At 35.5% G+C, this 26,924-nt stretch carries 23 protein-coding genes; all 23 read left to right on the top strand.

Annotated features, from left to right (window positions below; genetic code table 11):
- The first annotated feature begins 159 nt into the window (after nucleotides 1-159).
- The 23 genes from fliD (at nucleotide 160) to GQR44_RS08190 (ending at nucleotide 26,893) form a co-directional block, all read left to right on the top strand.
- Nucleotides 160-2,199 (top strand): flagellar filament capping protein FliD, encoded by a 2,040-nt coding sequence (gene fliD / locus GQR44_RS08300; protein ID WP_166371148.1) that lies wholly within the window; start codon nucleotides 160-162, stop codon nucleotides 2,197-2,199.
- A 343-nt stretch (nucleotides 2,200-2,542) separates the two neighbouring features.
- Nucleotides 2,543-3,946, top strand: a complete 1,404-nt coding sequence (locus tag GQR44_RS08295) for a tetratricopeptide repeat protein (RefSeq protein ID WP_166371146.1) — start codon at nucleotides 2,543-2,545, stop codon at nucleotides 3,944-3,946.
- A complete protein-coding gene (gene pseF / locus GQR44_RS08290) occupies nucleotides 3,943-4,650 on the top strand; it encodes a pseudaminic acid cytidylyltransferase (RefSeq protein WP_166371144.1) in 708 nt (235 codons plus the stop codon). The genes GQR44_RS08295 and pseF overlap by 4 nt, the downstream gene beginning before the upstream one ends.
- A gap of 3 nt (nucleotides 4,651-4,653) precedes the next feature.
- Entirely contained in the window at nucleotides 4,654-5,340 is a 687-nt protein-coding gene (locus tag GQR44_RS08285) for a methionyl-tRNA formyltransferase (protein ID WP_166371142.1), read from the top strand.
- Entirely contained in the window at nucleotides 5,330-6,403 is a 1,074-nt protein-coding gene (gene pseI / locus GQR44_RS08280; RefSeq protein ID WP_166371140.1) for a pseudaminic acid synthase, read from the top strand. Before GQR44_RS08285 ends, pseI begins: the two co-directional genes overlap by 11 nt.
- Entirely contained in the window at nucleotides 6,396-7,061 is a 666-nt protein-coding gene (locus tag GQR44_RS08275; RefSeq protein WP_166371138.1) for a PIG-L deacetylase family protein, read from the top strand. Before pseI ends, GQR44_RS08275 begins: the two co-directional genes overlap by 8 nt.
- Entirely contained in the window at nucleotides 7,061-8,098 is a 1,038-nt protein-coding gene (gene pseG, locus GQR44_RS08270) for a UDP-2,4-diacetamido-2,4,6-trideoxy-beta-L-altropyranose hydrolase (RefSeq protein ID WP_166371136.1), read from the top strand. The genes GQR44_RS08275 and pseG overlap by 1 nt, the downstream gene beginning before the upstream one ends.
- The gene (locus GQR44_RS08265; RefSeq protein ID WP_166371134.1) at nucleotides 8,095-8,637 is read left to right on the top strand and encodes a GNAT family N-acetyltransferase; all 543 of its coding nucleotides are present in this window, start codon (nucleotides 8,095-8,097) and stop codon (nucleotides 8,635-8,637) included. The genes pseG and GQR44_RS08265 overlap by 4 nt, the downstream gene beginning before the upstream one ends.
- Nucleotides 8,638-8,660: 23 nt before the next feature.
- Complete coding sequence (locus GQR44_RS08260) at nucleotides 8,661-8,906, top strand: acyl carrier protein (protein ID WP_166371132.1); 246 nt, start codon at nucleotides 8,661-8,663, stop codon at nucleotides 8,904-8,906.
- Between the two features lie 14 nt (nucleotides 8,907-8,920).
- Complete coding sequence (locus tag GQR44_RS08255) at nucleotides 8,921-9,649, top strand: SDR family oxidoreductase (protein WP_166371130.1); 729 nt, start codon at nucleotides 8,921-8,923, stop codon at nucleotides 9,647-9,649.
- Nucleotides 9,646-11,076 (top strand): AMP-binding protein, encoded by a 1,431-nt coding sequence (locus GQR44_RS08250; protein ID WP_166371128.1) that lies wholly within the window; start codon nucleotides 9,646-9,648, stop codon nucleotides 11,074-11,076. Before GQR44_RS08255 ends, GQR44_RS08250 begins: the two co-directional genes overlap by 4 nt.
- Nucleotides 11,073-12,134, top strand: a complete 1,062-nt coding sequence (locus GQR44_RS08245) for an acyl-protein synthetase (RefSeq protein ID WP_166371126.1) — start codon at nucleotides 11,073-11,075, stop codon at nucleotides 12,132-12,134. Before GQR44_RS08250 ends, GQR44_RS08245 begins: the two co-directional genes overlap by 4 nt.
- Nucleotides 12,118-13,329: an acyl-CoA reductase gene (locus tag GQR44_RS08240; protein WP_166371124.1), complete on the top strand. Its 1,212-nt coding sequence runs from the start codon at nucleotides 12,118-12,120 to the stop codon at nucleotides 13,327-13,329. Before GQR44_RS08245 ends, GQR44_RS08240 begins: the two co-directional genes overlap by 17 nt.
- 73 nt (nucleotides 13,330-13,402) lie before the next feature.
- On the top strand, nucleotides 13,403-14,356 hold the full coding sequence (locus tag GQR44_RS08235) for a glycosyltransferase (protein ID WP_166371122.1): 954 nt from the start codon (nucleotides 13,403-13,405) through the stop codon (nucleotides 14,354-14,356).
- Nucleotides 14,357-15,547, top strand: coding sequence for a UDP-galactopyranose mutase (gene glf, locus GQR44_RS08230; protein ID WP_166371120.1), 1,191 nt, complete (start codon nucleotides 14,357-14,359; stop codon nucleotides 15,545-15,547).
- Nucleotides 15,548-15,601: 54 nt separating this feature from the next.
- Nucleotides 15,602-16,678 (top strand): GDP-mannose 4,6-dehydratase, encoded by a 1,077-nt coding sequence (gene gmd, locus GQR44_RS08225; RefSeq protein WP_166371118.1) that lies wholly within the window; start codon nucleotides 15,602-15,604, stop codon nucleotides 16,676-16,678.
- Complete coding sequence (locus GQR44_RS08220; RefSeq protein ID WP_166371116.1) at nucleotides 16,671-18,518, top strand: radical SAM protein; 1,848 nt, start codon at nucleotides 16,671-16,673, stop codon at nucleotides 18,516-18,518. Before gmd ends, GQR44_RS08220 begins: the two co-directional genes overlap by 8 nt.
- On the top strand, nucleotides 18,518-20,431 hold the full coding sequence (locus GQR44_RS08215) for a glycosyltransferase (protein ID WP_166371114.1): 1,914 nt from the start codon (nucleotides 18,518-18,520) through the stop codon (nucleotides 20,429-20,431). Before GQR44_RS08220 ends, GQR44_RS08215 begins: the two co-directional genes overlap by 1 nt.
- A complete protein-coding gene (locus GQR44_RS08210; protein ID WP_166371112.1) occupies nucleotides 20,428-21,279 on the top strand; it encodes a sugar nucleotide-binding protein in 852 nt (283 codons plus the stop codon). The genes GQR44_RS08215 and GQR44_RS08210 overlap by 4 nt, the downstream gene beginning before the upstream one ends.
- Entirely contained in the window at nucleotides 21,276-21,641 is a 366-nt protein-coding gene (locus GQR44_RS08205; protein WP_166371110.1) for a cupin domain-containing protein, read from the top strand. Before GQR44_RS08210 ends, GQR44_RS08205 begins: the two co-directional genes overlap by 4 nt.
- Before the next feature lie 19 nt (nucleotides 21,642-21,660).
- Nucleotides 21,661-23,499 (top strand): radical SAM protein, encoded by a 1,839-nt coding sequence (locus GQR44_RS08200; protein WP_166371108.1) that lies wholly within the window; start codon nucleotides 21,661-21,663, stop codon nucleotides 23,497-23,499.
- 1 nt (nucleotide 23,500) lies between these two features.
- Nucleotides 23,501-25,357 carry a hypothetical protein gene (locus GQR44_RS08195; RefSeq protein ID WP_166371106.1) on the top strand — a complete coding sequence of 619 codons (1,857 nt, stop codon included), beginning with the start codon at nucleotides 23,501-23,503 and terminating at the stop codon, nucleotides 25,355-25,357.
- 123 nt (nucleotides 25,358-25,480) lie between these two features.
- A complete protein-coding gene (locus GQR44_RS08190) occupies nucleotides 25,481-26,893 on the top strand; it encodes a putative sugar O-methyltransferase (RefSeq protein ID WP_166371104.1) in 1,413 nt (470 codons plus the stop codon).
- The last annotated feature ends 31 nt before the right edge of the window (nucleotides 26,894-26,924 follow it).

The raw sequence follows: 26,924 nt of genomic DNA, 5'->3' as shown, positions 1-26,924 counted from the left end.
TAGTTTTTGCTTAATGGTTTCATGTGATTGAGCAAACTAGCGCAAATTAATTTTTCAACATGATATTAGTTTTATTAAATATGGTCATAACTTTATTTTATGGATTGATTCTTGCTTATAATTTTTAATGAAAAAGTATAAGCGGATTAAGGGGCAATAATGACATCAATTACTTCAACTGGCTTAGGTTCTGGGCTTGATATTAACAGTATCGTTACTGCCATCGTTGATGCTGAAAAAGATCCTGCCTTAGCCTCGATGACAAGTGCAGCAGCTGCTGCAACGGCAGCTATTTCTGCTTATGGTGTATTAAATAGTGAACTATCTGCATTTAAAGATTCCTATGAAGATCTTTCTCGCAGCTCAACCTTTTCAGCTGCGACGTCTTCAAGTAGCGACAGCGGCATACTAAATGCCACTCTTGGTATTGGGGCTGCAACAGGAAGTTGGAGTTTTGAAGTTGAGCAACAGGCGAAAGCACAAACAATTGTTTCATCTTCTGCTAATTCCTATACTGATTCTGCCTCTGAAGTGGGCACAGGTACTATCTCTCTTAGCTATGGCTCATACGGAACTGATGGTTCATTCTCGATCAACCCAGATAAAGCAATAGAAACATTAACCATTGATGCCTCAAACAATTCACTGGGCGAATTACGTGATGCTATTAATGAAGGCGATTATAGTGTTTCTGCTTCCATTATTGATGATGGTAGTAACTATCGACTAGTATTAACCAATAAAGAAACAGGCGAAGAAAACGCAATGCAATTGACCGTTGTCGATGATGATGGTGATAATAGTGATGCAACTGGTTTATCTGCATTAACTTACTCTGCTGACGTCAAACACATGGATCAAACATCTACCGCTCAAGATGCAAAAATCATTATGAATGGCATTGAAATAACCCGTTCGACTAATGAGATAAGCAGTGTTATTGAAGGGGTTACCTTAAATATCGGTGGTGAAACTGAAGTGGGTGAAACGGTTTCTTTAACTATCACTCAAGACACCAGCGCAGTAGAAGAGCAGATTAATGCTTTTGTTGAAAATTACAATAATACTATTACGCAGATGAATTCGTTGACTGCTTACGGTGGAGAGTCTGGTTCTGATGGTGCTCTTAATGGTGATTCAACGGTACGTAATATTCAAAATCAAATGCGAGCTGTGTTAAATACGACTGTATCTCACAGTGGAGGCGTTGTTCAAAGTTTTGCTGATTTAGGTATGTTGACCAACTTAGATGGTACATTATCGTTGGACGAAGATACTTTAACCGCTGCGATGAATAATGATATGGAAAGTATTGCTAACTTTTTTACTGCCTCTGGTGGTGCAAGTGACTCATTAATTGATTTTGAAAGTAAAAGTACTTTTACAGTGCCTGGCACTTATGATCTGGAAGTAACAAAGCTCGCCACGCAAGGCGTGTTAACAAACTCTGCTCCGACGATGCCATTCACTATTGATTCGAGTAATGATACTTTTAAAATACGTCTCGACGGCTTTCTTTCTAATGATATTGTATTATCCGCGGGAACTTATAATACGATGGAAGAATATACGACTGAACTGCAGTCTAAAATAAACTCCGATGCTAACTTTGTCGAAAATGATTTAAATATGAGTATTCTTGAAAGTGCAGGAGTACTTTCTTTTACCTCTAATAGTTACGGTTCGTCATCTACGGTTGCAATAACAGAAGTTGAAAATGCAAGTCTAGGCTTAACTGTTGGTGGTGGTATTAATGGCGAAGATGTTGAAGGGTTAATTGCTGGTGTGATTGCTTCTGGTGAGGGACAATATTTGTTATCTAATAGTGGCGACTCCCAAGGTCTCAAGGTACAGGTGAACGGTGGTGATTTGGGTGATCGCGGTACCGTTACTTATTCTCAAGGAATGAGCTCAATGTTTGATGATATGCTCGATGGTGTTATAGACAGTAATATTAGCTCATCTGAAGGTGACACAGGTACAAGTGGCACCACCATTGATGGAAAAGTTGATTCACTTTACAAAAAAATAGCATCGTTAGAAGAACAAGAAGAGAGTTTGACTTATAAAATGGATAAATTAGAGACTCGTTTATACACTCAATTCAACGCCATGGATATTGCTGTGTCTAGTTTAAATAACACGATGTCATACCTTGAATCTACTTTAGATGCATTGCCTGGATATAGTAATGATTAAACTTGATAATTTATTACTTGCTTACATAAAAAAGTAGGTTGTGACATAAGCAATCGTTGATAGTTTTTCTATTGCAGACTAATACCTCGGACCTTTCATTTATAAGTAGTTAAGTTAGCAGTAATATTACTGCTAACTAATTGTATTTTAAATAGCATTAGTGAAACCCTTAATTCATTAATACTATTTCCTTGTAGTTGAGTTGAACTTTAGACTTTTCATTATATTTTCTTTTTATCGTCATATTGACCCTCCTATCTGTATAATAACTAACTAAAATAACCATCTGCACTGAATGATTAAACATATACGAGTGCTTAGTGTAAGTAAGGAAGCCAATATAATGCAGTCTCAAAAAATGCTGATTAAATTAAAAAAAGCACAATCAGAGTTTCAAAAAGGTAATTACTCAAAGTCGGTTTCTGCTTGTAAAAAAATACTTGAAAAAGAAAAAGGTTATGTTCCAGCTTTAAAACTATTAATTACTAGTTTAATTAAATTAAATCGCTTTTCAGAAGTCGAGATTGCTTTACATAAGGTAATAAAGTTAGTTAATAAAGAGGAGGCTTACCCTTTATTGCATTTGTTGGGTTGTAATTATATAAGTCAATTCAAATATTCTATGGCTTTAGGTATATTGGAAAAACTATTTAATCAAACTGGCGAGAGTAAAGTCTTATTAGATATTGCTTTATCCTACTTTAAACTTGGTAATTATGAAGCTGCTCGTGATGTATATTTTAAATTAATTGAATTAGAGCCAAATAACCATCAAGCTAAATTTAATCTTTATCCTATTTTATTACATTTTAAAGACTATAAAAATGCATGGGTTTGTTTCCATAGCCGGCTTCAACGCCAAGAAATAATTGATCAAGTGCATTGGTTCGCTCCTCAATGGAATGGTGAGTCACTGGTAGGAAAAAAAATATTAATTTACCCTGAGCAAGGTATTGGTGACAACTTGTCTTATGCTGAATGCTTTGAAGAGGCTATTTCTGACGCTCATGAAACCCATATCGTTTGCGATAAGCGCTTGAAAGATCTTTATACACATAATTTCACTGATGCAACAATCCTATCTTATGAAGATATCAATAGAGAGCAGTCCATCAATGCTGACTTTGACTGCCAAGTTTTAGCTGGGTCACTGTCATATTTATATAGAGAAACTGCTGAGTCATACTCCAATCAAAAGAGTTTACGTATCGAAAAAGGATTAGTTACTGAAATTAACAATTTGCTTTCCAAAAAAAATCTACGTGTAGGACTTTCTTGGTTTCATGGCCGCAGAAATGATGGCAATGAGTATTCTATGTATCTTGAAGAGTTGCTACCAATTTTAAAAATAGAAGGTATTGAATGGGTTAATTTACAGTTTGGTGAGTGGCAAGATGAAATAGAAAATATGAAGGCGAAGCATGGTATAACTATCACACATATAGAAGAGTGCTCTGCGGCTGGTGACTTTAACCAATATGGTGCATTGATTGCTAATTTAGATTTAGTCATTGCTTCTAGTAATGCTGCACTAATGTTTGCTTCTCGCCTAGGGATAGATACTTGGGTATTTTTACCTGATATTAATGATGAAGTGCAAATAAATAGCAGCCGAGATCCTTTGGCTATTAAACACGATCGTGCATTTTATAATGGAAATACAAAAACATGGGATGTTGTTATTCAACAATTTAGAGAAGAATTACTTTCGCGTTTAGAAAAGCTTTCCCATAAAGAGAATAGATGAAAAATATTGCAATAATTCCGGCTCGTGGTGGTAGTAAGCGTATTCCTCATAAAAATATTAAGCTTTTTTGCGGTAAGCCAATTATTGCTTATAGTATTGAAGTCGCGTTAAAATCAAAGCTATTTGATGCAGTTTTAGTGTCAACTGATGATGAAGAAATAGCTACAGTTGCTAAAAAATATGGAGCAGAAGTTCCTTTTATGCGACCTGAACACTTAGCGGATGATTACACTGGAACGACAGAAGTTATAAAGCATGCTATTGAAGAATACCAAGGAATGAGACATATTATTAATTTTGCTTGTTGTATCTATGCAACAGCTCCTTTTTTGCAAGAACAGACTATCTTAGAAGCAACGTCTCAATTAGTAGATCATCCAAGCAAACGTACTGCTTTTACTGCTTGTAAATTTAACTACCCTATACAGCGTTCATTTACGATTGATTTTCCTGAGCAGAACGTTAAACCTATTGATGAATCCTCGCTCACTAAACGCTCTCAAGATTTACCGAGTGTATATCATGATGCTGGACAGCTTTATATTGCAAAAGCCGAGGATTTCTTAAATGGTACATTTAATATCTTTTCCGATACGTCTATTCCCATTATTTTACCTCATTATTTAGTACAGGATATTGATGATGAGGATGATTGGATAAGAGCGGAATATATGTATCAAGCTTTTCTTAAAGGTAATCATTAAATCATGTCTGCATTTTTAGTTTTGTCGGAACAGTCTCGGCATAAAATATTATTTGAAAAATTATCCAATACATTAATGGGTGACTGGTATTTCATTGATAATAAAAGTAATTTTAATTTACAGATCATCTCTCAAATTAATCCGCTTTATATTTTTATTCCTCATTGGTCTTATAAAATCCCATTAGAAATAACGGAACGTTTTGCTTGTGTCATTTTTCATATGACAGACTTACCTTATGGTCGCGGGGGAAGCCCCTTACAAAACTTGATTGTCCGTGGGTTTAAAGAAACTAAATTGACCGCTTTTAGGTGTATTGATGAATTAGATGCGGGCCCTGTTTATTGTAAAGCTACATTGATACTCTCTGGCACTGCAGAAGAGATATTTAAAGAAGCAGACCAATTGGTTATGAAATTAATTTTTGACATCATTCAGAATGACTTAACTCCCAAAGAGCAGCAAGGCGAGGTCGTCTCATTTCAGCGGCGAACACCTCAACAAGGTGATATTATACTATTAACTACGCTCAATAATATTTATGACTATATTCGTATGTTAGATGCCGATGGTTATCCTAATGCATTCATTGATAGTAAATATTTTAAACTTAATTTTTCTAATGCAAGCTTTGAAAATAATGAACTGACTGCAAAAGTGGTGTTCAAGGAATTAAATAATGACAGTTAAACTTAACAATGAAGTCTTTATCCAAAATAGAAAAATTGCATTAACAGAGGCGCCTTTTGTTATTGCTGAATTATCGGGTAATCATAATCAATCATTAGATCTTGCGTTTAAAATGATAGAAGCCGCTGCAGGAGCTGGCGTCGATGCGATAAAGTTACAAACCTACACAGCAGATACAATGACTTTAGACTGCGATGCTGATGATTTTCAAATATTTGAAGACAGTAACCTCTGGAAAGGTAACTCTTTATACAAGTTATACCAAAAAGCTTATACCCCTTGGGAATGGCATAAAGCATTATTTGGGAAAGCAAATTCATTAGGTTTAATTGCATTCAGTTCGCCCTTTGATATTAGCGCCGTTGAGTTTTTAGAAACATTAGATGTTCCCTGCTACAAGATTGCTTCATTTGAAAATAATGATATTCCTCTTATTAAGCGAATTGCTCAAACTGGCAAGCCCGTCATTATTTCAACAGGCATGGCATCATTAGTTGAAATCGCGGAAGCGGTAGAAACATTGAGAGAAAATGGATGTTCACAAATTGTATTATTAAAATGCACCAGTGCTTATCCTGCTTTACCTGTTCAGGCTAACTTAAAAACAATCCAACATTTAAGAGATACATTTCAATGCGAAGTGGGTATTTCTGATCATACTTTAGGTATTGGCGTCGCGTTGGCAGGCGTCGCTTTAGGTGCTTCGGTGATAGAAAAACATTTTGTATTATCGCGTGATGCTGGTGGTGTTGACGCAGCTTTTTCATTAGAGCCAAGCGAGCTTAAAATGCTTGTGTCAGAAAGCCGTTCGGCTGCATTAGCTGGCGGTAACGTTTTATACGGGGGTGACAGTAGTGAGCAGGATTCTAAAAAATATAGACGCTCAATTTATATCTCTGCAGATGTCGAAGGTGGCGATGTTTTATCGTCAGATAATATTAAAATTGTTCGACCAGGCTTAGGATTAGCACCAAAATATTATGATCATGTATTAGGGCGTAAAATTGCTAAAAAGACAGCAAAAGGAACTGCATTGACTTGGGAGTTGTTTAAAAATGACTAATGTACTTGTTGTTGTCGCGCATGCTGATGATGAAGTTTTAGGCTGTGGAGGAACAATCGCTAAACATAGTGAAAATGGCGATCACGTTACGTTACTTGTGATGACTAATGGCGTTTCTGCACGGGAGCAATGCCATAAAAATTCACAATTAATTCGTGAGAAAGCATTAGCAAATTCTTGTGAAATATTAGGTATTAAGTCGGTAATTCAATGTGATTTTCCAGATAATCGAATGGATAGTATCGATTTATTAGAAATCGTTAAAACAATTGAAGTAAAAACAAGTGGATTAAATCCCAGTGTTGTTTACTGCCACTCTCCTGCAGATTTAAATATTGATCATAAGATATGTGCTCAAGCGACTTTAACGGCTTTCCGACCACTACCAGAAACATCTACAAAAACGATATTAGCCTTTGAAGTACTTTCGAGTACAGAGTGGGATTTTTCTTCTGTTTCTTTTCAAGCAAATTGGTTTGAAGATATCTCTGCATCTTTTAATAAAAAGCAACAAGCACTCGCTTGTTATGAAGATGAATTACGATCGGCACCTCACCCTCGCTCGTTAATTATTTGTGAAGCACTTGCTAATCTCCGAGGTTCAACGATTGGGGTAAATAAAGCAGAGGCATTTCAATTACTGCGACATCAAAGATAATGTCTGAGCTTTTATTGTTTAGGTTTGATGCATCAAGTGAAATGGGTATTGGTCATGCTTTTCGCTGTATGGCACTGATAGAACAATTAAGCTTACAAGATAGAGTTCAGTGTTTAGTCATTGCAAAACCGCCACCACAATTTATTGTTGATCGGTTAAATGTATTACAAGCATCATTAGTGTTACTTGAGGTAGACATCTCTACTGAGGTAGAGCTAGCGGTGATCGAAAAAGAGTGTTCGGCGCGAAGTGCCAAGGCGATTGTGTTAGATGGTTACCAGTTTACTCAAGACTATCGAAAATCACTTTTTAGTTTAGGGCTTAATGTGATCGTATTTGATGACTGCAATGATTTAGAACGATTATTCTGCCATCTTGTGATTAATGCATTGCCCTTTGCCTATGAGCTTGGCTATGAACATAGTGCACCGACAGCCTTACATCTATTAGGGTTAGATTACAGTATCATTCGCCATGAATATTTAATCGCAAAATCGCTTCCCTTTCAGTCTCGTGATAAATTATTAATTAACTTTGGTGGCAGCGACATTGCTGATTTAACCTTGCCACTGATTAAAAAATTAATGGCCGCAGAGTTAGTTGATACGCCTGAGGATATTATCATCATCACTGGCGGCGCTTATGCTAAACAGAGTGAAGTAGCTAAGTTATCGGCTTTAGGTGGATTTACACACATTCATAACTGTACGAACATGTCTGAAGTATTGCCTTTATGTAAAATGGCCATTTGTGCCCCTGGAAGTATTGTCTATGAGCTTGCTTTTTGTGGGGTTCCAAGCTTATTTTTGACTGTTGCTGATAACCAGTTATTATCTGCAAAAGCACATCAAGAACTTGGCTGGTGTAAAGTTGAAAATGGTTTAAAGAGACAGGGAATGGATAATACTTTAGATCATTTAATTTCATTGTGGCCACAGGAGAAGGTATTAGAAAAAATGTCATCTCGTGCAAATTACTTGATTGATGGCAAAGGTGTTAAGCGTATTTGTGATGAAATTAAAGGACTATTACCATGATGCTGAGTGGTTATGGTATTGAGTTATCCTTGGTTACCGAGGACAAGATAGAAAAAATAAGAGGGTGGCGTAATCATCCCGAGATTATTGATGTGATGCTAGATAAAAATGAAATATCGTCAGAGGAACAAAAAGCTTGGTTTCAATCCTTAAAAGAAAAGCAACATTGTTTATATCTACTCATCAGCTATAAAAATGAAGATATAGGCATGATTTATGCTCAAGTAGGTGAGAATCTGTCATTAACAATGGCAAAGAGTATTTCTCCTGGACTCTATATTGCGCCAGATTGTAAGTATAAAAACAGTGTATTAGCATTTTGCCCTTCGCTTGTTTTTATTGATTATCTATTTAAGCAAGGTACTTGTGAAGAATTAGTCGCACAGGTTTTTGAGTTTAATGAAAGTGCGATTCGATATAATAAAATGCTAGGTTATCAAACGGTTGGAGTGGATGAGCAAGGTCTATTGACAATGAGACTTAATCGCAGTGATTTTGAATTTGCTAAAAAAGAGTTAAGTAAAATATTACGTTTTTAAAAACGTCACAGGATAAGCCAGTTATGACAGACCAAATAAGATTAAAAAATGTATTCTCTACTGCGTTAGAGTTACCGATTAATGAAGTTGATGATGAGTTAAAATACAATGCAGATCCGCGTTGGGATTCAACTGCCCATATGATTCTCATTGCACAGCTAGAATCAGAATTTGATGTGATGCTTGATATTGACGACATTATCGATATGAGTTCATTCCATCAAGCGAAAATCATTCTGCAAAAATATAATTCAGATTTATCGTTTTAGGCGAGGTGTATAGATTGGTTATTCTTATAACAGGCGCTTATGGCGGTATTGGTCGTGATATCTGTTTATCCTACCTAAAAGTTGCGAGAGAGTTATTCATCACAGGGCGAGATCCAGTAAAGCTTAATCAATTAATGGATGAATTGAATCAATTCTCAGACGTTCCTATTCATGCAATTCCTGCTGATGTTAATGATGACGTCACCATCACTAATATATTTCAACAAATTAATAACCAATGTAAACGTTTAGACGTACTTGTACACTGCGCAGGAATCTTAACTCAAAAGTCGTTAATGATGACTCGATTAGCTGACATACAACTTGATATTAGTACTAACTTGATTAGCAGTATTGTCTTTTGCCAACAGGCAAGCCGGTTGATGTCGAGAAATAAACAAGGAGTGATCACCTTGATGAGTTCTGTTGTCGCGAATCAAGGTAGCGCAGGACAAAGTGTTTATGGTGCATCAAAAGCAGGTGTTGAAGGATTAGTAAAATCCTTAGCGAAGGAATTTGGCCCGTTAGGTATTCGGATTAATGCTATTGCACCAGGGGTGATTAATACAGAGTTAGTATCTGCTTTTACTGAACAAGATAAAAGTAAATTAGCTGATAAAACTTGTCTCAAACGATTGGGAGAACCAGAGGATATAACACCAATAGTTCAGTTTTTATCTTCAATGGGAGCTACCTATATTACAGGACAAGTGATAGCCGTAGATGGTGGGTTAGCCCTTTGAGCGCTAATGGTGCATTTTGGAATACTGAACAGTTAGCTGAACAGTATGGTAATAATATTGCCTTAATTGAAAGAGTTAATAACGTTGATAATGTAGTGACCTACTTGCAATTAGATCATCTCGTTACTTCAGCTAAAGTTGTATTGTATAAACGTTTACAAGGGGAGCCTGAGCAAAAAAAATTGTTGATGATGGTTGCACACAATTCAATTAATAGCATTGTGTATTACTTGGCTGCTTTACAATTAAAACTGGTTATCTGGTGGGTCGATAAAAATAGCGATGAAGCCCGTTTACAGGAGTTACAACAACACTATGCCGTTAACTTGTTTATTGATAATGGCGAAATAACAAAGCTTAGTAATCACGTTAATCGATTACACCCTGACTTAGCAATACTCATCACTACTTCTGGTAGTACCGGTAGTCCAACACTTGTTCGCTTAAGTTACAAAAATTTAGCGAGTAATTGTCATGATATCGTTCAAGCATTATCATTAAAGTCACTTGATAACACCATAACGACATTACCGCTTCAATATAGCTTTGGTTTGTCGATTGTAAACACTCACTTACTTTCAGGTTCAGCTATCGTTTTGAACGAGCATTCTTTCGTTAGTCGCGACTTTTGGAACTTGATGACAGAGCATAATATTCAGTGCTTATACGGTGTTCCTCATAGTTTTGACATGTTATTAAAGTTGTCATTACCTCGTTTGCCTTTAAAATCATTACGATTTATGGCGGTTGCTGGTGGGAAGTTATCTGCTGATAAAGTTTCTGTTATTAATGATTATTGCAGTGATAATAATAGCCAATTTTATGTGATGTATGGTCAAACGGAAGCAACGGCAAGATTAACGATTTTATCACCCATTAAAACAGCACAAAAACCTTTTTCGATTGGCAAAGCAATTAATGGAAGATTGTGGTTAGAAAGTGATGATAAAGTTATTGATACTGCTGGTGCTGTTGGCGAACTTTGTTACCAAGGTGATAATGTGATGATGGGACTTGCTGAAACGGTCGATGATTTAGCACTACCTTTAATGCTGTCAATATTACATACAGGTGACCTTGCACAGTTTGACCAAGAGGGGGACTTTGAAATAGTCGGGCGCTTAAAAAGGATCGTAAAAGTAGCGGGACATCGCATCAATTTAGATGAAATTGAAAAGTACTTTTCCGCACAACATCGCAGTGTTGCCTGTACAGGTCAAGATGATAAAGTATTTTGTTATTTATTAAATGAATCATCTCATGAGCAAAGCCAGTTGAAACAATATAACAAGCAATTGAGTGAATATTTATCGATACATTCAAGTTACTTTGATTGGATTTGCGTAAACACGTTCCCTTACCTCACATCAGGAAAATTAGATTATCAACAACTTGATCAAATGCATCTGAGTAGGGAAAAGTCATGAATTGGCAAAACTTACTGACATTGCCAGTTTATGATTTAGCGCGAAATGAAAAACAAAGTATATTTTCTCCTGCGTTATTAACATTAGCTAAACATCATTATCAACATAGTGATGACTATCGTGCGATTATTGATAGTGTCTACCCTGATTTTTTACAACGTGGCGAAGTACCAGCGCTTGCCGTTCGTTTATTCAAGCACCATCTACTCAAAAGCATTACAGAACAAGAAATTTTTAGAATTACCACTTCATCTGGTACAACCTCGCAGCAGGTTTCTCAAATTGTATTAGATAAAGAAAATGCTATGCGACAACAAAAAGTCTTAGCGACAATAATGAAACAGTGGTTAGGCAGTAAACGTTTGCCGATGTTAATTATTGACCATCCCAATGTAATCAAAGATAAATTCTCTTATTCAGCTCGTGGCGTCGGTATTCAAGGTATGTCATTGTTTGGTTTTGATCATACTTATGCATTAAATGAAGATATGAGTATTAACCTTGACGCAGTAAGTCAATTTTTTGACAAACATAAACGTAAAAAAATATTAATTTTTGGTTTTACCTTTATTATTTGGCAGTATTTCATTCAACAACTTAATGAACTCAATATTCATTTTGATGTTGATGAAGCTGTTTTATTACATAGTGGTGGTTGGAAAAAGTTACAGGATAAAGCCGTTTCAAACAAAGAATTTAAATCTGAACTTAATCATGTATTAAGCAATACTAAAATTCATAACTTTTATGGCATGGTAGAGCAGACTGGAACTGTTTATGTCGAATGTGAAGCTGGTTATCTACATTGCCCTATTTGGAGTGATATCAGCATTCGTAAAAAATCAGACTTAACTGAAGAAAAATCAGGAATAGAAGGCATTATTCAGGTGAACTCATTACTGCCTTCTAGTTATCCTGGGCATTCACTATTAACAGAAGATTTAGGTGTTTTATTAGGTGAAGATAATTGTACCTGTGGCCGAAAAGGCAAGTATTTTCAAGTTAATGGGCGATTAGCGAAAGCGGAAGTAAGGGGTTGCAGTGATACTCAATCTTAAAGCGATACCTGTCAAAATATTATTACCAGTAGCTCATTCAGGTGACATAGAAACAACCTTAATTTGTACGCCATTTTCAGATAAATTAATTAATGAATTAAGCCTATTAGGTACCTATTTAATGTCTCGAGGTCGCACTACTTCTAGTATTGTTGCTACGGGGTATTGGCTGAGAAAAAGTCATCTGTTATCAATAAAATCACAATATCCAACGGATGAACTGCAAGCTAAAGGCATGGTCTTTCATATCGCACCGGGTAATGTTGATACGCTCTTTTTCTATTCAATGATCATTTCAGTATTGTGTGGCAATCAAACCTTATTGAGAATGAGTAATGATTTAAATGAAGATGCACAGAAGCTATTAAAATTTATTAATCAATTTTTGAGTGAGTCTTCAAATATTATTTTATTGCCATCATTAATGACGGTTATTCAATATAAATATAACGATCAAGTGACTGCTGAAATATCGGCTTGCTCAACTGCAAGAGTAATATGGGGAAGCGATCAAACCATTGAAAATATTAGTAAATTTCCACTTTCAACAATATTACAAGAAGAGTCAGAAGTAAGTTCAAATAACATCTGTTTTCCCGATCGATATTCCGTAGCTATTATCCAACTGGATGATGAAACAGACATTGAAAGTGCATCCGAAAATCTACTGCGTGATATCAAACCCTACTTTCAACAGGCTTGTTCATCCCCTAAAGTAATTTATTGGTTAAATACGGCACAAGGCTTGCAAGATAAATTTTGGAAAAGAGTGAGTCAACATTTAAGTGCACAAGAAAAGCTAGATGTAGCCGATCTTATGTCACAGTTATTATTCGTGCAAAGACTACCTTTGTTGCTTAATACTCAAAAAATCAATAAAAACAAAACTTTATTAAAAAAATATGATGTTATACAAGTAGTTGAGGTTGAATCCCTTACCTTAGATAGCATAAAGTCACATACAGGCTTATGGGTGTTATTAAGTAAACAAATTAAACACTTAGATGAAATTAAGTTATTTGAACATTGTCAGACCGTGACAATGTCAGGCTTAGACCAATCAGATTGCTTGAGTTGGAAAGAAACAACACCGCAACCAATGAAACGCGTTGTACCGGCAGGGCAAGCACTAGCTTTCTCTCATGTGTGGGATGGAGTTGATTTAGTAAAGGAGCTAACTATTAAAAGTTTCTAAACTAAGTTATTGAGCTAGTTATTTGAGTGAGTGGTTTAGATGCTTTTTCCTATTTTAAAAGAGAACGTTTCCCATGTTAAAACTAAGTGTCATCGTGCCCGTTTATAATCTAGAGAAATATGTAGAGGAGTGTTTGTTAAGCCTTCTCGAACAAAAAACTGATTTTGTTTATGAAATCATTGTGTCAGATGATTGCTCAACTGATAGTTCTTCCTCTATTATTCGTGATCTTCAAATACAATTCCCCAATAAACTAAAGTCTATTATTAAGACAAAAAATGAAGGCTTAGCAGAAAATATTCGTAGCTTATTAAAAGCAGTAAAAGGTCAATACATTGCTTATATTGATGGTGATGATCTTGCTTTACCAAATAAATTACAATGCCAAGTCGATTATCTAGATGAACATGAAAAATGCGGCATGGTTTATCATGAATCAGATGTATTTGATTCTAATACCAATTTGTCTTTAAAGAAATATAGCCGAGATTATTATAATTGGCAGTACATAGAGACTAAATCAACGGTTAATGACTTAATATTGTATGGGACGTTTTTGCAGGCAGGTACGGTCATGTTCAGAAATCATTCGCGGTTACTTGAGTCTGTATCTGAACGGTCACAAATTATTCTAGATTATCCTTTTTATATTTCTCATGCTGCGTTATTAGGTGGCTCAATTGATTTTATCGATCAGATGCTAGGGCGCTATCGTATTCATCAGGATAGTTTTGGACAACAAACACAACACTCTGTGGAGCGACGTTTGCAATCTCTAAATGACATGTGCTATGCCTGTGAAAGGGCTAGTAATTTTGGTATTGATGAATCGGTTATTCAAAAAGGGGTTTACCATCATTATTACTCTACCGCATTGTATTTTTTAAAAAAAGGTAACCTAAAACAGTTTTTAGATTTGATTATTCAATCTACAGATAGTATGTGGTTTTTTGATGATAAGCATAAATTTACTTATCAAAATAGACTTTCACCTTCACTGGTCTATAAGCAATTAGGCTTCAAATAAATGCAAGTTAAAAAATATGATGTCATTATTGTTGGTGCTGGATTCTCTGGTGCGGTAGTCGCAGAACAATTTGCTAGCCAAATGAATAAGAAAGTTTTAGTGCTTGAACAGCGAAATCACGTGGCTGGAAATTGTTTTGATAAAATAGATTCAAATGGCGTACGTATCCATCAATATGGTCCTCACCTTTTTCATACTCGTCATGTAAATGTATGGAACTATTTAAGTCAGTTTACTAAATGGCATAAATATGAGCATAAAGTGTTAGGCAGTATCGATGGAAAACTAGCACCTGTTCCTTTTAATTTAAACTCTCTACATGTATTTTTTCCTAAGGAATTAGCCTCAATTTTAGAGAGAAAGCTAATTGCTAAATATGGGGATGGTGCAAAAGTTCCAATTCTTGAACTAAAGAAAACAGATGATACGCAACTGCAAGAGCTGGCCAAGTTTATTTATGATAAATTATTTGTTAATTACACATGTAAACAGTGGGGATGCAAGCCTGAAGAAATAGCACCTGAAGTTACTGCTCGAGTCCCGGTTGTGCTCTCTCGTGATGATCGATATTTTCATGATAAGTATCAAGGTGTACCTGATAAGGGATATACCGCTTTAGTTAAAAATATATTAATGCATAAAAACATCACAACTAAGTTGAGCTGTACTGCAAGTGAGTTAGTTAAGCTTGATATTATAAATAAAAAAATATTAGTTTCGGGAGAAGAATTTAACGGCGTTCTCGTCTATACCGGAATGTTGGATGAGCTATTTAATTATAGCCTAGGGGAATTACCTTATCGTTCCCTTAAATTTAAATTTGAACAACATGATAAAGAATACTATCAACCAGCGACAACTGTAAATTATCCAAATGAGCACAAGTATACTCGTATCACCGAATTTAAACATTTACAGCCCAATTTATCTGGCATTCAACAAAGTACAACCATCGTTAAAGAATTCCCATTAGACTATTGTAGGCACGATTTATGCAAAAGTGTTCCGTACTACCCAATTTTGAATGATGCTAATAATAGTAAGTATTTGGATTACGAATGTTTAATTAAAGAATTTTGTAACGTATTGATTGCTGGGCGTTTGGCGAAATATAAATACTTCAATATGGATGACACAGTGTTAAATGCAATTGAAGCATTTGAAGAATTTAGAGGAAAATATAATGAATAATAAATGCGTGTTTTTTTCTTTACATATCACTCGGTTGGTTAAAGGAATTAGATAATGAAAAAAGCACTGATATTTGGAGTTACTGGCCAGGATGGATCATATTTAGCTGAGTTATTGATTGAAAAGGGCTATGAAGTACATGGAGTAAAGCGACGTTCTTCATCTTTTAATACAGTTCGTATTGAGCATTTATATCAAGATATTCATGTCAAAGGAAGAGCATTCCACCTTCATCACGGAGATATTACTGACTCCAGTAACGTAGTGAGATTGTTACAAAGTATTCAGCCAACTGAAGTCTACAATTTAGCCGCACAAAGCCATGTTGCTGTTTCTTTTGAGCAACCAGAATACACCGCTAATGTAGATGCTGTTGGCACATTGAGGATTTTGGAAGCTATTAGAATTCTTGGTCTTAAAAACAAGACAAAGTTTTATCAGGCTTCCACTTCTGAGCTTTATGGCAAAGTTCAAGAAATCCCGCAAACTGAATCAACACCTTTTTATCCTCGCTCACCTTATGCTATTGCTAAATTGTATGCTTATTGGACCACTGTAAATTACAGAGAGGCATATGGAATTTATGCATGTAATGGGATTCTATTTAACCACGAGTCGCCAAGACGGGGGGAGACCTTTGTTACACGAAAAGTGACAATGGCATTAACTCGAATAAAGTTAGGTCTTCAAGAAAGGTTATACTTAGGTAACTTGGATGCACTAAGGGACTGGGGGCATGCTAAAGATTATGTTCGAATGCAGTGGTTAATGTTGCAACAGGATAAACCTCAAGATTTTGTTATTGCGACAGGTAAGCAGTATTCAGTTAGAGAGTTTGTTAAACGTGTTGCAGATGAATTAAGTATTAAACTTACCTGGAAAGGAACGGGTGTAGAAGAAAAAGCATATAGCGAAGATGGTTCTGTCATTATAGAAATCGACCCAATGTATTATCGACCTACTGAGGTAGAAACTCTGTTAGGTGACCCTTCAAAAGCAAAAGAAGAACTAAATTGGGAACCTGAAATTACTTTTGACGAACTTGTAAAAGAAATGGTTGCTGAAGACCTCAAAAAAGCAGAAGTAGAATATTTAATTAGTAAAAATAAGAGTGGTACTGGGCATGAATAAAATAAGTGTGTTACTTGTTAACCCTCCCTGGTATCAACAACCTCAAGAAAAAATACCTGGTTGGCATGGTGTTAGGGCTGGTTCTCGCTGGCCTCATGATTTTCCATATTATTCTCATACAGTAAAAAATGGAATTGTCTCTGAGTTATTAGGAACGTACATACCTTTCCCATTTTGGCTGGCAACTGCTTCTGCATTGCTGAAGGAAAATGGGTACGATGCTTATTTGCACGATTCAATTGCTCTTGGGGAAACCTATGAGAGTTTTACAAATTTTGTCCAAAATTACAATGCAGATTTCATGGTGTTTGAAACAGCTTCTGCTACTTTGGAACATGATTTATCGATAATAGATAAAATAAAAAAGTATGACCCTAGTGTGGTTATAATTTTGACTGGTCTTCACATCGAGCTGGAAGATCCTTCTTTTTTGCAAGCACATCCTCAAATAGACTATATCGTGTATGGGGAGTATGAAGGATCCTTGCTAAATCTAATGAAAGCATTAGAAGGAGAGGGGGCTCTTACAAATGTTTCAGGGCTTGTTTATAGAGATAGCCTAGGTAAAGTTAACAAAACAAATTTTATAGAAGTATCCAAATTTAACCATTTACCATGGCCAGATCGCTCAGATAAAAACTGTTTAAAAAATTACAATGATACTGCTTCTGGTTTACCGACACCTCAATTACAAATTATGGCAACGCGAGGTTGCCCTTATGGCTGTGTGTTTTGTATTTGGCCACAAATTTTTTATAAAGGTGGAAAATTCCGTAAACGTGATGCTGAAGATGTCGTTAGTGAGCTTTCTTTTTATATGGAGGGCGGTGATTATAAAAGTTTTTATTTAGATGACGATACTTTCAATATTAACCGAAAATTTGTTATTGAATTGGCAGAAAAAATTTCAGAAGCTGGTTTAAACAAATATCCTTGGGGGGTAATGGGGCGGGCAGACCTTATCGATCAAGAACAGTTGGATGCGTTGCATAAGGCTGGATTACACAGTGCAAAATTCGGCGTCGAATCTGCTTCGCAAGAAGTATTGGATAATGCCAAAAAACATATATCGATAGATAAAGTAATTGAAGGGATTAAGCTAACCCATGCGATGGGAATAAAGGTTCACTTGACGTTTACTATTGGGTTACCTGGAGACACTAAGAAATCAATTGAAAGCACTATCGAGCTAGCTTGCCAGCTACCCTGTGAATCAGTGCAATTCTCAATTGCGACGCCATACCCCGGTACTACTATGTATGATAATTATAAACAGGAAGGCTGGCTTGTTTCTGATAAATGGAGTGATTATGTTGGATCATCAAGTGCAGTTTGTAGGACTGAAAACTTTTCAGCCGCAGAGCTTGAGTATTATGTTCAGCATGCAATGTCTCGATATGCAGAGGCTGATTCTCTGAGAAAGCTAGGTTGCCCTAACTTCATAAGTCGCTTAGAAAAAAAATTGAGTAACACGCTAAAACCTGGTGCGACTATTGTTGTTTTGCAAAGTGCTCGAGTCTCCTTTACCTGCGAATTGATTAAAGCGTTAATAAAATTGGGTTATCAAATTAGTGTGTATACACACCATCGTTTTAATGAAAGCTTTGAGTTAATTAAAGGGGACCTTCGAATTCATTCTTTTTCTGAGTCGAGCAATTTTGAGTTAAATGCATTAAAGCAAAATATCGACGATCTTCTTCAAAAAAATAAATTTGAGGGGGTTGTTATCCCATATAGCCATCGCTTTGGTTCCGGTTATGATGAAGTCGAAAATGTAGCTAAATATCTTGGTGGAAGCATTGTTGCGGGTATTAATTTGGATGGGGAAATCATTAAGTAATGGCAAAAATATTAGCGATAGGAGCATTTAATTATCCATATGTTAGGGACAATTGGTTAACCCCTATAAAAGCTCTATATGGTGACAATGCGATATCTGTTGATGTTAACACGCTACTGTCAGATCACAATATAAAGTGGCTTGAAGAATATATATTTGATTTAGTCAATGATCATGGCGTTCAGCTAGTTCTTTTTTATCACGATATTATCTTTGCTGATTTCAAGCCTTCTTTTTTTGACACATTAAGAAAGCATAAAGTAACGATTAGTGCTTTTTATGCTGATGATGAGCCATCTATTTGGTACCAAAGGAATATAAAGTACGATGGTAACTATGATTTTGTAGCCTCTCATTCTAAGGCAGGTGCAGAGCTTCGTGCGGAGCAATTCCCTCTACAGCGCAGTTGTTATCTACCTTGGGGATACAGCTCTGAGCAGTTTTTTCCTCATTTCAATGAAAATTATAAATACGATGTTGTTTTTATTGGCAAAAATAAACAATCAGTTAATCAACAAGGAGTGTACATAGAAGACGGAAAAGAAAGAGATAACCTGTTGGAAAAATTAGCTGATATGTGTGATCGTCATCAATGGGGATTTAGTATATTTGGTTTTGGCTGGCAACATAATAAAAAATTATGTAAATATTATCGGGGACAACTCGACGAGCAACAGTTGCTAAACGTATTACAGCAAACCAGAATTGTATTCAATCCTGCATTTTCGAGTGATGGTCAAAAACAATCAGCCCAAACAAAATTACGACATTTTGAAGTTGCAGGTAGTGGCGCAGTACAACTTACTAACTACAACAAAGAATTAAGCGCTCTTTTTAAAAGTAATCATGAGATATTGGTTTTTGAAAATGATAAAGAAATTGAGCCAATTTTAAGTGCATTATTGAGTGATGATTTGAGATTGAAGCAGATTGGTCGCAACGCTTATGATTGCGCTCATAAAAAACATTTAATGTCACAAAGAATTGACTATTTGGTAAAGCAGTCATTTGGAAAAAAAATAGATTTTTTGAATAGTTCAAGAAAAAAAGTTGCACTCTTAGGTATTGATGACATTAATGAGATGTTTGTTACTGGATATTTGGACAATTATAAGGAATATGATTATCTACATATTATTCCCAAAGCGGTCGAAGTAGATATTGATTATGCTTTTTTAGCTCCCCAGTTAGATTTAAATCCTGAATTATTAACTTTTAGACTGAATTGTATTTGTAATAACCCCAAAAGAGATTGGGTGCAACCGCGCAGGGAAGAAATATACAGCCAACTGCTAGAAGGCTTTTCGTCTTCTAGCATGCTCACTCAACCAATAATACTACAAAATAAAGTAAGAGAACTATTTTCATATCCAGAGCTACCAGACAAAGTGAACCTTGCTGGGTTATTAATAAAAACTAAAAATGCCAAGGAAATCATCCAAGCAATTATAACCGATGGATTCTATTCAAAAAAAATGGTTAGCAAAGCAATCTGCGGAAGTATTTATCTTAATGAAAATTATTACCGAAAGGAATTGGGCAATCAGCCTAAATATATTAATTCCCTTGTTGAGGCCTTGACATATGCATCAACCTATAATGCTTCTGTTGCAATTTATGGGTTGCGCGGGGACATGTCTGAAACTGTAATGGCTCACTTATGTAAATGTACTACTGTGAATATTTGGGGGCTGATAGACAATGGTCTGAAAGGGCAGTTCTTTTTAGACTGGCAAGTCAGAGGACAAGAGGCATTAGAATTATTGGATAAACCTGATCTCTTATTTATTTCAGCTGCAATTTCTGGACCTTCAATATATCAGGCGATAAATCATCTACAAGATTCTATAAAGATAATGCCTTTATATGATTTATCCAATCCTATATGGGAAACAATGAAGGTGAAAATATGAGAGTAATTATAATTGGTGCGAGTGGTTATATTGGCAGCATCTTGTCTAGAGGGCTTGGTCCTACTTTTTCTATATTAGAGATAAATGGGCCAAACACTCGCAGTGGGTTAAGTGTTGATTTTACAAGTTTGCCTCAAGTTGATGAATTTAAAAAACTCGTTGAACCAATTGACGTAATTATAAACTGTATTGGTTTTAAAGATATTAATCGTAGTGAACTTGAGCCTGATTTAGCTTACAGAATAAATGTACTTACAGTAAAAAATCTGCTGTCCATATTTTCTGAACACTGCAACATAATCCATTTAAGCACCGATTTCGTCTTTGGTGGGAGCTCTGGAAAATATAAAGAAAGCGATAAATGTAACCCCTTAACTGTTTACGGAAAAACCAAGCTTTCTGCTGAGGCTTTAATACGGGAAAGTGCTGCAGAAGGAGCGATTGTTAGGATTTGTGCCCCTTTTGATAATCAGGCAGCGTTTCCTAAGTTTATTACAGAGTCTATCTCGAAGAATAGGGTTATTGATTGCTATCAAGACGCATACTATTCGCCTTTGTCAGTTTTACATTTTGTAAAAATGATGGGTAACCTCATTCTTTCACTGGAAGGTGCCTTAAAAACACTCCATTTTTCTGGAGAAAGAATAAGTCGATACCATTTTGCAAAGTTATATTCAGAATCACTTGTCGGCAATAGTGAATTAATCTCTCCAATCAACAGAGAAAAAACTAATTTGTTACCCATGTCTGATATATCAATTGATAATCATTACACTTTGCAGTTTTTAAAATATGCGTTGCCACCTATAAAAAAGCAAATTGAGCGTGAGGTAAGGTTTGAAATATGAAAAAAATTTATCCGTATTTTATTAATAAAGACGAACGAGGGGTTATCAAAGGAATCTGTAACCATTTGAAGATTGAGGAAATTAATTTTGTTAAATCTGAAGCTAATATAATACGGGGGGGGCATTACCATAAGGATACCCAGGAACTTTTTTATATTATAAATGGTGAAGTAGAAGTAGAAATTCAAGATTTGAAAGGAAATGTTTTAAGCTCTGATAGATTCATATCTGGGGATATATTTGTTATTGAACCCTATGAGCTTCACACATTTAAAGTTTTGGTTCAATCTTGCTGGATAAATGCATTAACTAAAAAATTCAGCTTAGATTCACCAGATATTTATCAACTAAATAAAAAATAAAAAATAAAAGGATAAAAAGATGAAAGTTCTATTTTCTAATCCACCTTGGCATGAAAAACCTGTTGATGGTAATTTAGGCTGGCGTGGCGTTCGAGCTGGTTCTCGATGGCCACATACTTTTGAGTACGCTAAACATGAGCCTGTTGATGGAATAATCCCGGAATTAATAGGCGGATACCTTCCATTCCCATTTTGGCTTGCTACGGCGGGAGCGCTTGCCAAAAGACATGGCTTTGATGCTTATACGAGAGACTCTATTGCCTTAGGTGAAACTTACGAATCATTTTATAATTTTATTACTGAGTTTATGCCTGATTTTTTCATCATTGAAACAGCTTCTGCAACATTAGAGCATGATTTAGAAATTGTGCGTAATGTACGTAAAATTCAGCCGTCGGTTAAAGTTGTGTTTACTGGCCTCCATACTGAGCTTGAAGAAACACAGTTTCTATTGGCACATAAAGAACTTGATTATGTTGTATACGGTGAATATGAAGGATCCGTTATTACTCTGCTTGATAGGCTCAGAGCCGGTGAGTCAATTTCAGAGGTTCCGGGGTTAATTTTCAGAAATGATTTAATTGGGGCTCAGAAGAATGAATTTGGGAAATTAATCAAGCTAGATGAATTACCTTGGGCGGAGCGAGAAGATGGTGTGCCAGCAGAAAACTATTTCGATGGTGTTTGTGGTTTAAAACGGCCTCAGTTACAACTGATGTCGACCCGAGGGTGCCCTTATGGCTGTATTTTTTGTGTGTGGCCACAAATGTTTTATAAAAGCGGAAAATTCCGTAAACGTTCGCCTCAAGATGTAGTAGATGAAATAAAAGCTAATTTGGAAAAAGTGGATTATAAAAGTTTCTATATCGATGACGATACATTTAACGTAAACCGTCGCAACGTTATCGATCTCGCAAACTTAATTAGAAAAAATAATTTGCATACCATTCCTTGGGGATCAATGGGCCGTGCCGATCTGGTCGATGATGAACAATTAGATGCTCTGGTTGAAGCTGGCATGTTCAGTGTTAAGTATGGCGTTGAGTCCGCTTCTCAGCAAGTTCTTGATGCTGCCGATAAGCAAATTGACTTAAAGAAAGTGATAAAAGGTATTGAAATGACAGCCGCCAGAGGCATAAAAGTTCATTTAACGTTCACCTTTGGCTTACCTTTAGATACCGTAGAAACAATTGAAGATACCATTGCACTCGCTTGTCGATTGCCTTGTGATACCGCCCAATTCTCAATTGCGACTCCTTATCCCGGGACCGTAATGTATGACATGTATAAGGAAAATGGCTGGCTGACGAGTGAAGACTGGAAAGATTATGTCGGGTCAACGAAAGCAGTCTCAAGAACAGAGCATTTCACTGGTGAAGAGCTGGAGTTTTATGTCAAGGAGGCTTATAGACGTTTCAATGAATCGCGCTGGGCTAAATATCTCCGTGATGGAAGTTTTGATCAAAAAGTGATCGAGTTACTCGCAACTAAAAAGGGCAATGGAAAAGTCGCTATTTTTCAATCTGCTCATTTGAATTTTACAAAATTTCTTATTGAAACGGTTCAATCTGCAGGAAGAGAAGTTGTGGTCATTTGTCACGAACGATTTAAAGATAACTTTAATAAGTTACTAAAACCTAATGAAATGTATACCTTTGACAATGTATATAACTTTGAGCTGGCTAGCTTAAGCTCATTCATTAATGAAATTAGTACATTGGGAGTTGTTAGTGATGTTATCACACCTTATTCAAATGATGATGGTGAAGGTTATGAACAGGTTGATGCTTTAGCTAACTGCTTTATAGGTACTGCAGTTACTAGGGTCACGATGTCTGGAAAAGTGATTGAGAAATAATATGATTTTAGCGATAGGTGCATTTAACATAGAATATATTCATGATAATTGTCGGGAACCTCTTAAGCACATATATGGTGACAGTATTACTACGGTTAATGCACTGCCGTTAATTTTATACTTAGGTTTAAAAAAAACAGAAAATATTATTTTTCAACAAATTGAAAATAATCATGTGACAACAGTTTTTTTCTATCATGATTGGATAAAAGGCAGTTTTAGTGAATGCTTTTTTACAGAGATACGTAATTTAGGTATCAAAACCGCTGCTTTTTATCCTGATGATGAACCTGAGTATTGGTTCAATGATAACCTAAAGTATGATCATCATTATGATGTGATTGGAACACACTCTGAGCAAGGTTGCTTAAGAAGACTGGAAAATAATGATAAGTGTGATGTTATACATGCACCCTGGGGGTTTAACCCTAGGATTTTTTCGAGCTTAAATATAGCTAAAAAATATGATCTGATTTTTGTCGGTAAACACAAATCATTAAAAGAAGATGGACAAGCTAGAACCGCTTTTTTAGAAGAAATAGTTAAGTTGGTTGAGCTTAACGGTTGGAGCTTTGCTATCTATGGTTATGGATGGCAACGTCACCCTACGCTTGCTAAGTATTGGCTAGGAGCGGTAACAGGGGAGGAATTGCCTAAGGTAATTTGTTCTGCAAAAATAGTTTTAAACCCTGCATGGTCATCAGACTCAGAAAGCCCTAAACCTCAAGTGAAATTGCGTCATTTTGAAGTGTTGGGTACCCGTAATATTCAATTAACTAATTTCAATAGTGAATTGCTACAAACGATTGGTCCTGTTCCGCACGTTGTTTATTACAAAGAACTTTACGAGCTTGATTATGTTATTTCTGATGTTTTAAATAGAGATGATAACAAAGTTCAAATAGAACCTTATGAAAAACTACATAGTATGGATGCTCGCTTACAAAAAATAATTGAGCATGCCAAAAAAAATGATTTAAGCGCAGTGAGCGAGTTATCTCAAGTTAAAGTAGAAAAAGTGCGATATAGCTTATTTGAGAACCAAGAAGACTTCACTAATAAGGTGCTGCAATTAGCAAAGAGATGTGATTATCTGCATTTTATTAACGATGGTTTTTCAGATAATTATTGCGATTATACAAATTACAATTTATCTAACGCTTCTCCTGACTCATTTATTAAAATAAATTTTTCAATAAATTTTTCAACGCATCAAAAAAACCATTTGCATACTGATGATGCCAATAATGTTTTTTGGGAGTTCTTTGATCAACACCGCGACTATAATTATTGGCAGTGTAAATACCCCCAATTTCTAGAAAAAATATCCCGTATTATTGAGTTAAATAGCGAAAAAATACCTATTGAGGGTGTTCTAATTCCCTCTTCAAAGCTTCACTCTTTTTTAGATTGGAAAAACAATATTTTCACTGATTGTAACGTTGAAACTCAACCTGATAGTTATGGCGTTGAGTTAACTCCCTTAAATGAGTTTGTAATAGCATCTAAGTTTGATGACTTTACGTTAACAAGTTTGTTTGAGTCAAAGATTACTTTGTTAGTTGAAAAGCTTTCAAAAAATAACATATCTTTCGGTATTTATGGTGCTCGAGGACATGTGAGTACTACGCTACAAAAAATATTGTCGCAAAGAGCAATAAAACCACATTTAATTATTGATAACGGCATTGTTGGCGAGTATGTCGGTTCTATTAAGGTACAAAGTCATTTTGATTTGTTAAATAACGCTCCAAAAGTGATGTTGATTTGTGCTGAAGTATCAGGCCCAAGTATTATTAGTTCCATTGAAAAAGATGCTATTCAATGTGAAATTTTGACGGTTTACAATCTGAATTAACCTTTTGTAAATAGCTTTCAGATTAACGAATACGAAGTATCGATATGCATATTAATTAAAATATTACGCCTATGGGAATAATGAAGCTAAATTTTTTTACAATATAATTACAAGGAATTTTTAATGAAAATCATTTGTTTTGGAAGGGGATATGATATTTATGATGTCCATTTAATGGAAAAAGAACGAGAATTTGAAATAGTCGAACTTCTCGAATGGTGTGATACAGGGTTAAAGTTGACCGTTGCAGATAAAGTTATATACGATGAAGATATAGATTTCTCCAGTTTTGAGTTCGATTACATTTTAATTATGAATGGTGCATATGCTCGATATGAAGAAATATTGATCAATAAAGGTATTTTAAATAATCGTATATTATCCATTTATCGAGATGAAGCTTTTACCTTACGCATTTTAGGTCAGAAGAAAAATTTAGTCTTTAGGATGAAAGGAAAGCGGGAAGAGTACGTAAGCTATAAAATTGGCAAAAAAAATGAGCCGGCAGTTAAACCTGGCAATGTGGATGAACGAAAAACGGTATGTTCTCGCTTAATAAACGTATTTGAAAAACAAGTAGAAGATAGAGCAGGGGTTGATCAAATATACCATATAGGTAAAAACTGGCAGGGACATTTACTGGAAACAAGAAAAGAATTCTATCATGCGCTGGAGTTGTCAGTAGATGTGAAAAACACTCTTATTTTTGAAATGATTGATGATTTTTTTCGGACATGTATGGGGGAAGGCATGGCTGGTGGGAAGGCCGCTTATGCAGGTTATAAAGTTACTGACGAGTATTCGCTAGCAAAAAGCCTAGAAACTAATATGCGAATTTGGTATTACGGGCTTGATGAACATTTAGATATAAAAGAGTTAGCCGATAATGGAGTTGGTGGTCCATTGTCTTTAGAATTAAATGGCATTTCTCTACATATAAATACATTCTTCAATCATAGTCGTATGTGCTCTTTTAAAAGGTTTTTACAAGAGGAAGAGCACCCTGTAATTGCGGAAATTGGTGGTGGATATGGAGGCTGTGGATATTTTATTTCTAAAGATATTCTTAACGCGACTTATATCAACTTTGATATTCCAGAGATACTGTTGGTTTCTTCATATTACTTATCAACACAATTTCCAAACAAAAAAATTCTGTGCTACGAAGGTATTGATATGGACTTATCCCCAGAACGTATTAAGTCTTATGATATTGTGCTATTACCCAACTTTATGATTGAAAAATTTCAATCAGACAGTGTTGATTTATTCTTTAATACTATCAGTATGGGGGAAATGGAAATTAATATAGTCAATAATTATATAGAGCAAGTTGGGCGGATCAGTAGTAAGTATTTTTATCATGAAAATCTAATTGAATTCCACTCTAGCTATAGTTTTAACCCGTCAGATTTATATGAAGCTACAATTAACCAATATTTTGATCTTTTTTATAAATCAGCTGACCGTTGGCCATTCTTTAATTTGGAAACTAAAGTTCACCGGTTTATGGAAAATCTTTACATTAAAAAGTGACTCTAAAATAGTGGTCAACTAGATATGGCCA

This window comes from Psychromonas sp. SA13A (assembly GCF_011378715.1).
Taxonomy (GTDB): domain Bacteria; phylum Pseudomonadota; class Gammaproteobacteria; order Enterobacterales; family Psychromonadaceae; genus Psychromonas.
The sequence above is the reverse complement of the archived record's forward strand: the minus strand, read 5'-3'. Positions and strand labels throughout refer to the sequence as shown.